Annotated in this window: 16 protein-coding genes; 12 read left to right on the plus strand and 4 right to left on the minus strand. The window is 59.4% G+C overall.

The features are described from left to right. Positions 1–60 precede the first annotated feature (60 nt). From RIB87_RS13005 to RIB87_RS13015, 3 genes are all read left to right on the plus strand, one after another. Positions 61–612, plus strand: a complete 552-nt coding sequence (locus tag RIB87_RS13005) for a fasciclin domain-containing protein (RefSeq protein ID WP_350147340.1) — start codon at positions 61–63, stop codon at positions 610–612. 171 nt (positions 613–783) lie between these two features. Next, positions 784–1,959 carry a vWA domain-containing protein gene (locus RIB87_RS13010; RefSeq protein WP_350147342.1) on the plus strand — a complete coding sequence of 392 codons (1,176 nt, stop codon included), beginning with the start codon at positions 784–786 and terminating at the stop codon, positions 1,957–1,959. Next, the gene (locus RIB87_RS13015) at positions 1,956–2,378 is read left to right on the plus strand and encodes a hypothetical protein (RefSeq protein WP_350147344.1); all 423 of its coding nucleotides are present in this window, start codon (positions 1,956–1,958) and stop codon (positions 2,376–2,378) included. Before RIB87_RS13010 ends, RIB87_RS13015 begins: the two co-directional genes overlap by 4 nt. Here the strand turns inward: RIB87_RS13015 and RIB87_RS13020 are convergent. Further along, positions 2,375–2,986, minus strand: coding sequence for a DsbA family protein (locus RIB87_RS13020; RefSeq protein WP_350147346.1), 612 nt, complete (start codon positions 2,984–2,986; stop codon positions 2,375–2,377). The genes RIB87_RS13015 and RIB87_RS13020 overlap by 4 nt on opposite strands. Before the next feature lie 222 nt (positions 2,987–3,208). Between RIB87_RS13020 and RIB87_RS13025 the strand changes: the two genes are divergently transcribed. The 3 genes from RIB87_RS13025 to RIB87_RS13035 all read left to right on the plus strand — a co-directional run bounded on the left by RIB87_RS13025 (position 3,209) and on the right by RIB87_RS13035 (position 4,885). Then, positions 3,209–3,952, plus strand: coding sequence for a MerR family transcriptional regulator (locus RIB87_RS13025; RefSeq protein ID WP_350147348.1), 744 nt, complete (start codon positions 3,209–3,211; stop codon positions 3,950–3,952). 80 nt (positions 3,953–4,032) lie between these two features. Then, positions 4,033–4,497: an SAM-dependent methyltransferase gene (locus tag RIB87_RS13030; RefSeq protein ID WP_350147351.1), complete on the plus strand. Its 465-nt coding sequence runs from the start codon at positions 4,033–4,035 to the stop codon at positions 4,495–4,497. A gap of 7 nt (positions 4,498–4,504) precedes the next feature. Then, positions 4,505–4,885 (plus strand): VOC family protein, encoded by a 381-nt coding sequence (locus RIB87_RS13035; protein ID WP_350147354.1) that lies wholly within the window; start codon positions 4,505–4,507, stop codon positions 4,883–4,885. A 28-nt stretch (positions 4,886–4,913) separates the two neighbouring features. On the opposite strand, the gene RIB87_RS13040 is transcribed toward RIB87_RS13035, so the two are convergent. The 3 genes from RIB87_RS13040 to RIB87_RS13050 all read right to left on the minus strand — a co-directional run bounded on the left by RIB87_RS13040 (position 4,914) and on the right by RIB87_RS13050 (position 7,208). After that, positions 4,914–5,534 carry a class I SAM-dependent methyltransferase gene (locus RIB87_RS13040; RefSeq protein ID WP_350147356.1) on the minus strand — a complete coding sequence of 207 codons (621 nt, stop codon included), beginning with the start codon at positions 5,532–5,534 and terminating at the stop codon, positions 4,914–4,916. Between the two features lie 100 nt (positions 5,535–5,634). Beyond that, positions 5,635–6,378 carry a hypothetical protein gene (locus tag RIB87_RS13045; protein WP_350147358.1) on the minus strand — a complete coding sequence of 248 codons (744 nt, stop codon included), beginning with the start codon at positions 6,376–6,378 and terminating at the stop codon, positions 5,635–5,637. Positions 6,379–6,407: 29 nt separating this feature from the next. Then, positions 6,408–7,208: a ferredoxin--NADP reductase gene (locus RIB87_RS13050; protein WP_350147360.1), complete on the minus strand. Its 801-nt coding sequence runs from the start codon at positions 7,206–7,208 to the stop codon at positions 6,408–6,410. A gap of 331 nt (positions 7,209–7,539) precedes the next feature. Between RIB87_RS13050 and RIB87_RS13055 the strand changes: the two genes are divergently transcribed. The 6 genes from RIB87_RS13055 (at position 7,540) to RIB87_RS13080 (ending at position 12,215) form a co-directional block, all read left to right on the plus strand. Beyond that, a complete protein-coding gene (locus tag RIB87_RS13055) occupies positions 7,540–7,896 on the plus strand; it encodes a chorismate mutase (RefSeq protein WP_350147362.1) in 357 nt (118 codons plus the stop codon). A gap of 94 nt (positions 7,897–7,990) precedes the next feature. Further along, positions 7,991–8,281, plus strand: coding sequence for a hypothetical protein (locus RIB87_RS13060; RefSeq protein ID WP_350147364.1), 291 nt, complete (start codon positions 7,991–7,993; stop codon positions 8,279–8,281). Between the two features lie 43 nt (positions 8,282–8,324). Further along, complete coding sequence (locus RIB87_RS13065; RefSeq protein ID WP_350147366.1) at positions 8,325–10,019, plus strand: HAD-IIIC family phosphatase; 1,695 nt, start codon at positions 8,325–8,327, stop codon at positions 10,017–10,019. Beyond that, positions 10,016–10,414 (plus strand): VOC family protein, encoded by a 399-nt coding sequence (locus tag RIB87_RS13070; protein WP_350147368.1) that lies wholly within the window; start codon positions 10,016–10,018, stop codon positions 10,412–10,414. Before RIB87_RS13065 ends, RIB87_RS13070 begins: the two co-directional genes overlap by 4 nt. Next, positions 10,411–11,508: a hypothetical protein gene (locus RIB87_RS13075; RefSeq protein WP_350147370.1), complete on the plus strand. Its 1,098-nt coding sequence runs from the start codon at positions 10,411–10,413 to the stop codon at positions 11,506–11,508. Before RIB87_RS13070 ends, RIB87_RS13075 begins: the two co-directional genes overlap by 4 nt. A gap of 14 nt (positions 11,509–11,522) precedes the next feature. Beyond that, positions 11,523–12,215, plus strand: coding sequence for a class I SAM-dependent methyltransferase (locus RIB87_RS13080; RefSeq protein WP_350147373.1), 693 nt, complete (start codon positions 11,523–11,525; stop codon positions 12,213–12,215). Positions 12,216–12,217 lie beyond the last annotated feature (2 nt).

The following is a 12,217-nucleotide window of genomic DNA, read 5'->3' on the forward strand; positions in this document are numbered from 1 at the left end:
CTGCGCCGACGCCAACAGGCGCCGGACTTGTAAATGCTTACCCCAACAGGAAACCCCTTTATGACCAAGCTCACACGAACGTCTCTTGCGTTGACGCTGGCCGCAACAGCCGGCCTGATTGCGGGCCCTGCCCTGGCAGGCTCCGGCTACGACAGCGGCGCAAAGGCAGAAGCCGCATCAATGACGGAAGCAGCCGTGCAGATGGATGTGGTGGACACAGCGGTCGCCGCTGACGACTTCAACACACTTGTAGCGGCCGTACAGGCAGCAGGCCTGGTTGATACCCTCAAGAGCGAAGGCCCGTTCACGGTATTTGCGCCGACAGATGCAGCCTTTGCAGCCCTCCCCGAAGGCGCACTTGATGGCCTTCTTGCAGACACAGAGGCTCTTGCCGGTGTCCTCACCTACCATGTGGTGCCGGGCAAGGTGATGGCTGCCGATATCATCGGGAAGGTGACAACCGTTGCCACAGTGCAGGGTGCCGAGGTGACCATTGATGCCACCGGCGACGTGCCGACAATCAACGGTGCCGCCATTTCCACAACTGACGTGGAAACATCAAACGGTGTCATTCACATCATTGATGCCGTGATCCTTCCCCCGCAGGAATAATCACCTGGCACATTTTGGGCGGCAGTTTCCTTGAGGAATTGCCGCCCTTTTTGTGTCTGTACACCCGTTTTCCATGCACAGAGGTATTTCACCCGCAACCTTGCGCTTTGGGGGCAAGACGTGGGATTTTACTACAACTTGTCATTTCACGTTTGCCTTCAGGTAGTCCCCATGTTCGTCAATTTCTTCCATGAGCTCAAAAACGCCGGTATGCCGGTTTCCCTGCGCGAATATCTGACGCTGCTGGAAGCGATGGACGCCGAGGTCATCGACCGCGAGGTGGAGGATTTTTATTACCTGTCGCGCTCAGCGCTGGTGAAAGACGAAAAGAACCTCGACAAGTTCGATCAGGTGTTCGGCCATGTATTCAAGGGCCTAGAGAGCCTCGGCGAGGGGGATGTGTCTGAAATCCCCGAAGACTGGCTCAAGGCACTCACCGAAAAGTTCCTCACCGAAGAGGAAAAAGCCGAGATCGAAGCCCTGGGTGGCTGGGAAAAGATCATGGAGGAGCTGAAAAAGCGCCTCGAAGAACAGGAAAAGCGCCACGAAGGCGGCAACAAGATGATCGGCACCGCCGGTACGTCGCCATTCGGGGCTGAAGGCTACAACCCCGAAGGCGTGCGCATCGGCCAGAAGGAAGGCCGCCACGGCAAGGCCGTGAAAGTGTGGGACAAGCGCGAATACAAGAACCTCGATGATTCAGTCGAGCTTGGCACCCGCAACATCAAAGTGGCCCTGCGCCGCCTGCGCAAATGGGCCCGCGACGGAGCCGCCGAAGAGCTGGACCTCGATGACACCATCAAATCCACCGCTGATCGCGGCTACCTCGATATCAAGCTGGTGCCCGAGCGTCGCAACACCATCAAGACGTTGCTTTTCTTTGACGTCGGCGGCTCCATGGACCCGCACATCAAGGTGTGTGAGGAGTTGTTCTCGGCCGCCCGTACCGAGTTCAAGAACATGGAATATTTCTACTTCCACAACTGCCTCTATGAAGACCTGTGGCGCGACAACCGCCGCCGCCACAACGAGAAGATGGCGACATGGGACGTGCTGCATAAATATCCATCCGACTACAAGGTCATCATCGTTGGCGACGCTTCCATGAGCCCCTACGAAATCACCTATGCAGGTGGTTCCGTTGAACACTGGAATGAAGAACCCGGCGGCGTGTGGCTTGAGCGTCTGCAGCAGGTCTATGAAAACGTTGTGTGGCTCAACCCGGTTGCCGAGCGCCATTGGGAGTACACGCCGTCCATCGAGATCATGCGCCAGATCATCGGCGACCGCATGTTCCCGCTAACGCTGGACGGCCTCGACCGCGCCATGCGTGAGCTGTCGCGTTGAGTGACACACAAGCTGCGACCGATGCCGCCCGCCAGCGTTACGCGCCCCAGGCCCGCCGTGTGGCATGGCTGGACCTGTGGCTGACCACGCCGCTGGCGCTGCCCTTCTTTTCTGAAATCTATATTTCCATACTGCACGCGCTGCATGTGGCGCTTGGCTTGCAGGGAGCCGTGCCCGGCTTTGCCCCCATCCACTGGGCCTTCATCAATATCGTCGGCGTCATGGCCGTTATGTGGGCACTGGTGCGGCTGCGTTACCCCATCCGTGAGTTTGCACTGACAGATGCCTATGCACGCATAACAATCGCGGCCATTTTGGTGTTCTGGATATGGCAGGGTGCGACGCCGATGCTGACACTATTCGTTGCCACCGAGATCGGCGGCGCGCTGTATGTTGTGTGGCCCCGGAAGGGTAGCTAAGCCCCGGGCTGAGCCGCCACGCCCGCATCCCCTGCATCCGCAAGCATCATGTCAATCCGGTCCTGCCCCCAATACCGGTGCGTCTTGCCGCCCGCATCAAACGCAAAAAACGGCACGCCAAACACCTGATCTTTTTCCAGAAGCGGCATGTAAGCGTCAAGTAACTCCGCATACAGACTTTCATCGGTAAGTGCCGCCACAGCGCCGCCGGGGTCAATGCCCACTTGCGATGCGAGCGTCGCAATCACCTCCTCATGTCCAAGGTTGGCACTCGCGGTCCACCGGGCGCGGGCAGCAGCATGGGCAAATGCCATGCCCTTGCCCGCCCGCTTGGCAAACTCGAATGTGCGGTGAACCTTGCCCCAGTTGACGCCTTCGGTAGGTGGTGCGAGCGACAGGCCATACGGGGCAACAAGACGCGCCACATCCTCAATCAGATAGGCCAGACGGGCTGCATTGGCCGCAGGGTCATTGAACTCGATGCCATCAGGAAACGCCACGACAGGAATGGGATCCACATCAATGCAATCGCGCATAAGACGTTCAAGGGCCACCCACACATACGGGCTGCGAAGCGAGAAATAAAAGCGGAAAGGGATGTTTGTCATATCGGGGCTGCGTATGGCCTATCGGAACGCATCAGGAAAATCCATGCCCTGCTCCAAAGCATGAAATGCGCCAAAGCACCAGCTTTGCTGCGCCAAATTGTCTGTTCACAAGCGCAACACTTGACCTTTTCAAGTCACTCCGCAATCAATGCGGAGTGTGGCTCCGTATAAAAGAACATACATCCGCACCGTTACGCCGTCCTGTCAGGAAAGACGCTGCCCATGAAGATGAAAGAACTTGAGGAAAAGAGCGGTATCGGGCGCGAGACCATTCGGTATTACATCCGCGAAGGACTGCTGCCGGAGCCCGACCGCCCCAAAACCAATGTAGCAATCTACAGCGAGCATCACCTGCGTCGGCTAACGCTCATCCGCACCCTCCAGCGCGAAAGGTTTTTGCCGCTCGGCGTCATCCGCCGCCTGATCGAGCAAGCCGGAGACCGTGAGCCCGACATGGTGCCCGGCCTGTTCGGCCTCGACATCATGTTGGCCAACAGATTGGGCGCAGACACCGGCCGCAGCATGGTGGATATCAACAAGGTCAGCGAAGACAGCGGTATGCCGCTTGCAGAAATCCGCGAGATGGCTGCCGCAGGCATTGTTGCCCTTGCCCAAACCAGCGATGGCAAAACCACCCTCAGCCCCCATGACGCCGCGTTGTTATGCGCGTGGCGCAACATTCAGGCGCTTGGCTTCACAACGCAAAAAGGCTACGGCCCATCCTACCTGAAAAAATATGCCGACCTTGCAGACGCAATGGCCGCACTGGAAGTGAACGCCTTCTACGATCAACTCGCAGACGGTATGGATACCGACACCGCATCAGCCATGGCCTCCGCTGCCATTCCCCAGGCGCTTGACGTATTTGGCCAACTGCGCACCAAAGCCCTGCTCACCCGCATCGCAGAACGCAACGCTGAAGCAATGGCAGTCCCCACGACGACATCCAACCGCAAGCGCGCGTAAACCGGGGCTTCTGCGCCGCCGGGTGCGTGGGAAACTGCACCGTCGCCTGATAACCCCGCGTCCTCAACAGGAGGGAACCCGTGCCTGATACTTTTCACGTAACTGCAATCGGCCACGTAATCACTGGACGCACGGAACCGATTGATGACGAGTGGGATTCGGTCGCCGCTTCTATCGTGCTCGACGAGCGCTTTGACGCTGAAGCCCTGATGGGTATCGACGCCTTCAGTCACGTTGAAGTCATCTACCTGTTTCATCAGGTGCCCGACACCGAGGTTGAGAGCAAAGCCCGCCACCCGCGCGGCAATACACAGTGGCCGCGCGTCGGCATCTTCGCCCAACGCGGCAAGGGCAGGCCCAACCGCATTGGCGCCACCATTGCCCGCATTGAGCGTGTTGACGGCCGGACACTTCATCTGACCGGGTTGGACGCCATCGACGGCACGCCTGTGCTGGACCTTAAGCCGGTAATGAAAGGCTTCTTGCCCCGAGGCGATGTCCGCGAACCCGATTGGGCCGCGCAAATCATGACAAGCTACTGGTAGCATCAGCATGAGACTGAACCAGGTCACAGTCAGCGTGACTGATATCCCGCGCGCCATAGAGTTCTATCAAAAACTTGGCATGGCGCTCATCGTAAGGGATGACCACTACGCCCGGTTTGAACTGCCGGGCGGCGAGACATACTCAATCCACCTCGCAGACAAAATGCTTTCCTCAGGCACGCGCATCTATTTCGAGTTTGATGATGTGGACAAGGCTGTGCGTGATGCAGAAGCACGCGGTGTTGTGTTTACCCAGCAACCAACGGACCAAAGCTGGCTGTGGCGCGAGGCATTGCTAAGTGACCCCGACGGCAACCCGCTGTGTTTCCTGCAAAAAAGCAGCAACCGCCGTTTTCCGCCGTGGCGGCTGGACGGGCGGAAAAGCTGAAAGCACGAGGGAAGCAATCTGCCCCGCGTCAGCCCTGCACCGCCTGACCCCAGTAATTGAAGCCTGCGAACTTCGGTGTTGATGGCAGGTACATGGTCTCCATGCCTTCAATCCTGAAGCCGCCTTCAGCCAGCATGTCGGGGATCGGCCGGTTGACATTGCAGCCGCCGGCAATCTTTTTCCAGATCGGGTTGATGCGGTTCTGCCATTTGGCAACATTGGCATCAGGAGCTTTGCCGTGCTCGCAAAAAATCAGCTTGCCGCCGGGCTTGAGCACCCGCGCCATGCCCTTCAACGCCTTGATACCATCGGGAATGGTGCACAGGGTGTAGGTCAGCAGAACCGTATCGATTGACTTGTCATCAAGCGGTATCTCCTCGCCCGGCAGGTCAATGAACTCAACGGGAATGCCATATTCGGCCACCTTGGGTTCCGCGCGTTTGCGCATCTCTTGGGCAGGCTCAAGACCAAAGATCATCTCTACCTTGGCTTTGTCGTAATATGGCAGGTTCAAGCCGGTGCCCATGCCTATTTCAAGCACGCGGCCTTCGGCCAGCGGCACAACTTTCCGGCGCTGATAGGTAATGGGCTTGGCGCCGCATGCTGTATCCAGAAAACGCGGCAGAACATATTTTTCGTACAGGCCCATCAGGTCGTCTCCGGAAAAGGTGCTGGGAAGGTGCTGGGAAAGCGCAATGCTGAAGTCTAGTTGCATTAACCTGCGCCGAAAACACATCTGCCGCAAATAGCTAGCGCCAGTTGGAAACACCAAACCTCAGCAGCCGGTCACCCTCCAGCGGTCCAATGACGCGTCCGCGCCCCCGAAATGTAAGCACAGCGCCACGCAGGTGCCCCGCCGCGCGCAGAGCTGAAGCCACCCGCGCTCCGGCACCCAGGACATCCCACACCACCTCAGGCGACAATTCACCGGCAGGCCGCGTGATGGATTTTTCTATGGCCGACGCACACAACTGCGCCAGCGCCGCCGACCGCGCCACAACACCCACAGCCTCCGCGGACGCAGACCAGTTATCCGCCGTCACAACAGCCACGCCGCCCACGTCACCCTTAAGGGAAATCGGTGCATCGAGTGATCGCAAAAGCTCAAACACCATGCCGTCAGGGGCATCCAGATTTGCCGGAAATGCCTGCCCCTGGCCAAGAACAAACGCAATTGCGTGGCTCTGTGCCAGGCCCAGGCATTTGGGCATCGCATCCCGGCAATGCAGCAGCAACGCTTCATCCAGCAGGGCAGCATCAAGCGCCGGGGCAAGCCGTGACCGCGTGCCGGCGGCAGCTTCAACCGTATGGGCCAGCGCACCAAGATCACGCGCCAGGTCTGATTGGGGAAACGGCTGAGTGCCCGAGGCATCCGACTGCAAAAACAGCATACGGTCCGCCGCGTGAGCACCACGCAGCCCGGTGTGGCGTGCGCCAAGTGTCAGCACATCGGCTTGCGGCATGTCGCTGGCACACAGCACCGTCGCGGCCATCAGCGTCGGCCCTCACATAAAATCAGGGCCTAGCCCACAAAGGCGCGTTCAACCACGAAGGTATCAGGCTTGGCGTTGGAACCTTCGACCAGCCCCGCTTTTTCGCACAGTTCCTTGGTGTCTTTAATCATATCCATGGATCCGCAGATCATTACCCGGTCATTTTCAGGGTTCAGCGGCGGCACGCCCAGATCGTCAAAAAGTTTGCCACTGGTGATAAGGTCAGTGATCCGACCGCGAGACAGATATTCCTCGCGGGTGCAGCTTGTGTAATGCACAAACTTTTGCGGAGCCACATCGCCCACCAGCGGATCGTCTTTCAGACCGTCCGCCAGCTCAAACCCGTATTGCAACTCGCTGACTTCGCGGCAGGTATGCGTGAGAATGACCTGCTCAAACCGCTCATAGGTTTCAGGATCGCGCATGATGGAGGCGAACGGCGCGATGCCGGTGCCGGTGGAAAACATGTAGAGCCGCTTGCCGGGCAGCAGAGCATCGTGCACCAGCGTTCCGGTGGGTTTTTTGCCCAGCAGCACCTTGTCGCCCGGCTTGATGTTGCACAACATCGAGGTCAGCGGACCATCCGGCACCTTGATGGAAAAGAACTCAAGCGTATCGTCCCAGGACGGGCTTGCGACCGAATATGCCCGCAAAATGGGCTTTCCCTTGGGACCGGGCAGACCGATCATCACGAATTCGCCGGAGCGGAACCGGAAAGTCGGTGGGCGGGTGATGCGGAACTTGAACAGCCGGTCTGTATAATGATGGACCGAGAGAACCTCCTCCTCGGTGGGCGCGTTCGGGTTCACCTTGACGGCTGCCTCAGACATGAGCACTTCGATCCTTCATAGCGATCAGGGACGGCATAAGCAGGCGGATATAAGCGGATATATCCGCACTCAAACCGAATATATGTGGCGCTGCACATAACCCATACAGGTGGGCCGGGTCAAAGCGCGGAACGAGGCAAATACCTTTTTCACGTCACTTTATGTGAATAAAAATATTTACCGTAATAAATATGTATATGGGGTGCTCCTATCAGTTTCAACACCCCGCCCCTCGCACCCCGTCACTTTGTCGCGTACGAAACCCTTTCGACGCAGCCCGCAAGACGCCATATAACCGACAGACCCTGTTCAACCGAGTTGTTTGCAGTCCATGACCAACACGCCAGCCCCCAAGCCAGCCCAGAAGCCTAAAGCCAAACATTGCGAAACAATGGCTGATGTCCGCCGCGAAATTGACCGGCTGGACCGAGAGCTGGTGCATCTGATGGCGGAGCGCCTGCGTTACATCGAGGAAGCGGCCCGCGTAAAACAAAACCGCGACACCGTGCGCGATACCGACCGGATTGAAGACGTGGTGAGCAAGGTGCTGGCTGAGGCCAAAATCAAGGGCCTCGCCGCCGAAGTGGCAGAACCCGTCTGGCGGCTGCTTATCGAACGCTCGATTGCGCATGAATATGAAAAGTTCGACGCGGAAAAAGCAGCCAGCGAAAAATCCGCCGCCGAATAGCCCTGCTCAGCCGCGCCGGGCGGCTGCATCATCAACATCTGATTAACCAATAGGGCCTAGGATTCTCCTCGATATTTCGCAGTGGAGCCAGCCCATGCTGTCGGTCGAAGACGCCCTTGCATCCGTGTTTGAAGCGATTGACGAGGTCAACATGCAGTTGCCCGCGCATCAGCATGTGACCAAGACGCCGGCAACCGCCCTCACCGGCGACCAGTCCCCGCTGGACAGCCTCGCCCTCATCAACCTCATTGTTGCGCTGGAAGAAGTGATCGCCCGCCAGCGCGGAGAAGCCCTGCAGCTTCTGGACGAGGATCTGCTCGGCGAACCAGACGGCCCCTACAGCACGCCCGCGACCCTGGCGGCCTATGTGGCATCCGCCGCCTAGCCCCAAGCGATGGGCGCACCACCAAACAGGTTGCGCAAACGTCATGACTGATACGCCAACCCACCCGGCGACCATCACGCTGATATCGGATTTTAACGCCGATACATTCGTCCGTACCCTGATGGCAGCGCGACCATCGGTTGAGGCAAAAACAACCCCCTTCGGCCGACCTCACGAAGCGCTGAGAACAGTTGGCAACAACGCACCCGCGCAAACCGATACACTGATCGTGTGGACCCAGCCCCACGGTGCCGTTGCATCCTTCGCACAGGCACAAACATTCGCGCCCTATGACGCCCAACAGGTATTGGACGAGGTAGATGCGTTTGCCGGCCTCATCGCTTCAGCCGCCCGCACGCACCGCGCGGTGTTTGTGGCAAGCTGGGCAACACCCCGTGCCGCGCGCGGCCTCGGGCCGCTGGATTTCAAACCGCACACCGGCCTGCACCATTTGCTCGCCACCATGAACCTGCGACTTGCGCAGTGCCTTGCCGACATCCCCAACACTTTTATTCTCGATACGGAGCGCTGGCTTTCGGCTTCTGGTGGCGACGCCGCATGGAGCCCCAAAATGTGGGCCGCTGCAAAAGTGCCCTACGCCGCAAAAGTATTTCACCATGCGGCCACCGATGTGTATGCCGCGATGGACGCGCTTGCAGGCCGCAGCCGCAAACTCATCATCCTTGATCTCGACGACACCCTGTGGGGCGGCGTTGTGGGCGAAACAGGTTGGGGCGGCATTGCTCTTGGCGGCCATAGCCTCAAGGGCGAAGCCTTTCTGGCTTTCCAACAGCGCCTCAAGGCGCTCACCCGCCGCGGCATTGTGCTCGCCATTGCCTCCAAGAACGACGAGGCCGTGGCTCTCGACGCCCTCACCCATCACCCGGACATGGTTTTACGGCCAGGTGATTTTGCCGGGTGGCGCATCAACTGGACCGACAAGGCAACCAATATCGCAGAACTGCTTCGCGAGCTGAAACTGGGTGCAGACGCAGCCATATTCATTGACGACAACCCCGCCGAGCGCGCCCGCGTGGCGCAGGCCCTGCCCGGCATTCTGGTGCCCGACTGGCCAACCGACCCAACCCTCGCCGCCGGTACTTTGGATGCACTGCCCTGCTTCGATACGGTTGCCGTGACCAATGAAGACCGCGTGCGATCAGAGCTTTACGCCGCCGAGCGCCAACGCACCGCCGCCGCAACACCGGGCATGTCGCAGGACGAATGGCTGGACCAGCTTGGCGTCCACATTGAAGCAACGCCCTTGAACGCGGCAAACATCACCCGCGCCGCACAGCTTTTCAACAAGACCAACCAGATGAACATGGCCACCCGCCGCATGACCGCCGACGACCTGCTGGCATGGTCAGCCAAGGCAGGGCATCACGTGCTGACAGTGCGCGTGAGCGATAAGTTTGGCGACTATGGCCTGACAGGCATTGTTGGCATTGCCTGTGAGGGCAGCAAGGCAACCATCACAGACTTTCTGCTGAGTTGCCGTGTCATGGGGCGCGGCGTTGAGCAAGCCATGGTGCATCTGGCAGCACAATGGGCCGCCTGCGCCGGCGCTGAGACGCTCACCGCTCACCTCACCCCAACCGAACGCAATCGTCCGTGTCAGGAGTTCTGGGCCGCCAGCGGCTTTGACCGCGACGCACCCGATGTTTTCTCGTGGAGCCTCAGCACCCCCTACCCTGCACCTGCCAGCATCACGCTTGATACACAGGTGGCCGCATGACGACGCCGCTCAACTTTTTTGGCCCCGGTGCCCGCGCCCACCATGTGGGCCTGGCCGTGCAAAGCATTGCGGCACTGGTCCCCGATGCCGCCATTACCCATGACGAAACCCAGCAGGTGAAAGTCGCGTTCGTGGATATCGCCGGGCAATGCATAGAACTCATTGAGCCCGCCAGTGACACGTCACCCGTGACCGACAGTCTGGCAAAGGGCCAGAAGCTGGTGCACGTTGCCATCGAAGTGCCACAGATCGAAGCCGCCATAACAGCGGCCCGCGCCCACGGGTTTCACCGGCTGGCCAGACCCGTGCCCGCCACAGCCTTCGACGAACGCCCCATAGCCTGGCTGTTCAGCCGCCAATACGGCCTGTTTGAACTGATTGAGGCGGCCAAATGAACACGCCCGCCACAACACCACCCGACATACGCTTCTGCACCGCAGGTGATATTGTCCGGGTACAGCATTTTCTGGATACGCACTGGGCCAAAGGTCATGTGCTGGCCCACGACCACACATTGATGGACTGGCAACACGCCGACCCGGCCAACAATCGCTACAGCTTTGTTGTTGCCCAAAGGCCCGGCGAACCGGAACCCGACGCCATTTTGGGCTTTATCACCACACGCCAGTATGCCGAAGACATCACCGATTCAAATGCCGTATGGCTCACAACATGGATGGTGAACCCCGCCATCAAGGCCGGTGGCCTTGGTATGCGTCTCGTGCGCTTCCTCCAGCAAAACGAACCGCACACCCTTATCGGCACAGTTGGCAACAACGCCGCCGTGGCCCCCGTTTACAAGGCGCTTGGCTACACCACCGGCACGCTCGACAGATATGTGATTATCAATCCATTTCTGCGTGAGCAGCATTTGCTGCGCGGTGCCGCACGGGCAAAAAGCGCTACCGCCCGGCCAGCCAACGCCGTGGCCCGCCCGCTGACGCACACTGACCTGTGTACGCCGCAGGCAACAAAGCTGCTCGCCGCATCAGCCATACCCAAAAAGACCGCCGCCTACATTGCCGCGCGGTATCTGCACCACCCGACCTATGAGTACACCGTGTACGGCATCAGCACCGATGACGCTATGCACGCGCTGGCCGTCACCCGTCTATGCACAGCAAAAGGCGCAACCGCGTTGCGAGTCGTGGACTGGTTTGGCCCCGACGCCGCCTTGGCACCAACCGGCAATGCGCTGCAAGACCTGATCACCCGGACAGGTGCGGAATACGCTGACATCTACGTCCACGGCATCCCCGCATCGGCGTTCAATGCTACTGAATGGCAGCCTGTTCCAGCGGATGGCCCCCTGACGGTGCCAAACTACTTTGAGCCGTTTGATGCGGCAAATACCGACATTCGCTTCGCCGTAAAAACCAGCGTGCCAAACGCACCTGTCCGTCTGTTCAAGGCTGACGCCGATCAGGACCGGCCAAACACCGTTTCATCTCACCACAGCGCATCTGCGCCCGCAGCGCTCACCGCCTGAAAGCAGCATTCGCCATGACACTGTCCCCGCCAGCAGATGAGAGCCGCCGCCCCGCCTGGGAGCAGTCTTACGAAAACAAACAGAACTTTGTTTTCTACCCCGACGAGGAAATGGTGCGTTTCATCTCAAAACACCTGCGCAAGCGCACGGGCTTTGACAGTTTCGACGACAAGCAGCCGGACGCCCAGGGTATGCGGATGCTTGATGTGGGCTGTGGCATTGGCCGCCACATGGCGATGGCGCTGGATTTCGGCTTTACGCCCTACGGCTTTGACCTGTCCCAAACCGCCGTCCAAACCGCCCGCGACTGGTTGCGGTCACGCGGTGTGAGCGACGCTGACCAGCGCGCCCATCAGGCTGATATTCGCGCGCTTCCCTTTGACGACGGGTTCTTCGGCTTTGCCGTCAGCCACGGCGTGCTTGACTCCATGCCCTTCGCCATCGCCCGCGAGGGCATTGGCGAGGTCGCCCGTGTGCTGCGCCCCCAGGGGCTGTTTTACTGCGACCTGATTGGCGGCGGTGACCACGAGGAAGTGATTGAAACCCACCACGAAAAAGACACGCTGCAATCCTTTTTCACGTCGCAGAAAATCGATGAGCTGGTGTCACACCACTTCGCTGTGCTGGACCGCATCCGCGTTGACCGCACCGACACCCAAACCGGCCATGTCCACAGCCGCTGGCACCTCACCCTGCAAAAGCGCTGACC

It is taken from the genome of Pyruvatibacter sp., assembly GCF_040219635.1.
Taxonomy (GTDB): domain Bacteria; phylum Pseudomonadota; class Alphaproteobacteria; order CGMCC-115125; family CGMCC-115125; genus Pyruvatibacter.

Excerpts from the sequence above, each read along its gene's own strand:
- RIB87_RS13005 (WP_350147340.1), top strand. The coding sequence starts at position 61 with ATGACCAAGCTCACACGAACGTCTCTTGCGTTGACGCTGGCCGCAACA.
- RIB87_RS13010 (WP_350147342.1), top strand. The coding sequence starts at position 784 with ATGTTCGTCAATTTCTTCCATGAGCTCAAAAACGCCGGTATGCCGGTT.
- RIB87_RS13020 (WP_350147346.1), bottom strand. The coding sequence starts at position 2,986 with ATGACAAACATCCCTTTCCGCTTTTATTTCTCGCTTCGCAGCCCGTAT.
- RIB87_RS13025 (WP_350147348.1), top strand. The coding sequence starts at position 3,209 with ATGAAGATGAAAGAACTTGAGGAAAAGAGCGGTATCGGGCGCGAGACC.
- RIB87_RS13035 (WP_350147354.1), top strand. The coding sequence starts at position 4,505 with ATGAGACTGAACCAGGTCACAGTCAGCGTGACTGATATCCCGCGCGCC.
- RIB87_RS13040 (WP_350147356.1), bottom strand. The coding sequence starts at position 5,534 with ATGGGCCTGTACGAAAAATATGTTCTGCCGCGTTTTCTGGATACAGCA.
- RIB87_RS13045 (WP_350147358.1), bottom strand. The coding sequence starts at position 6,378 with ATGGCCGCGACGGTGCTGTGTGCCAGCGACATGCCGCAAGCCGATGTG.
- RIB87_RS13050 (WP_350147360.1), bottom strand. The coding sequence starts at position 7,208 with ATGTCTGAGGCAGCCGTCAAGGTGAACCCGAACGCGCCCACCGAGGAG.
- RIB87_RS13055 (WP_350147362.1), top strand. The coding sequence starts at position 7,540 with ATGACCAACACGCCAGCCCCCAAGCCAGCCCAGAAGCCTAAAGCCAAA.
- RIB87_RS13060 (WP_350147364.1), top strand. The coding sequence starts at position 7,991 with ATGCTGTCGGTCGAAGACGCCCTTGCATCCGTGTTTGAAGCGATTGAC.
- RIB87_RS13065 (WP_350147366.1), top strand. The coding sequence starts at position 8,325 with ATGACTGATACGCCAACCCACCCGGCGACCATCACGCTGATATCGGAT.
- RIB87_RS13070 (WP_350147368.1), top strand. The coding sequence starts at position 10,016 with ATGACGACGCCGCTCAACTTTTTTGGCCCCGGTGCCCGCGCCCACCAT.
- RIB87_RS13075 (WP_350147370.1), top strand. The coding sequence starts at position 10,411 with ATGAACACGCCCGCCACAACACCACCCGACATACGCTTCTGCACCGCA.
- RIB87_RS13080 (WP_350147373.1), top strand. The coding sequence starts at position 11,523 with ATGACACTGTCCCCGCCAGCAGATGAGAGCCGCCGCCCCGCCTGGGAG.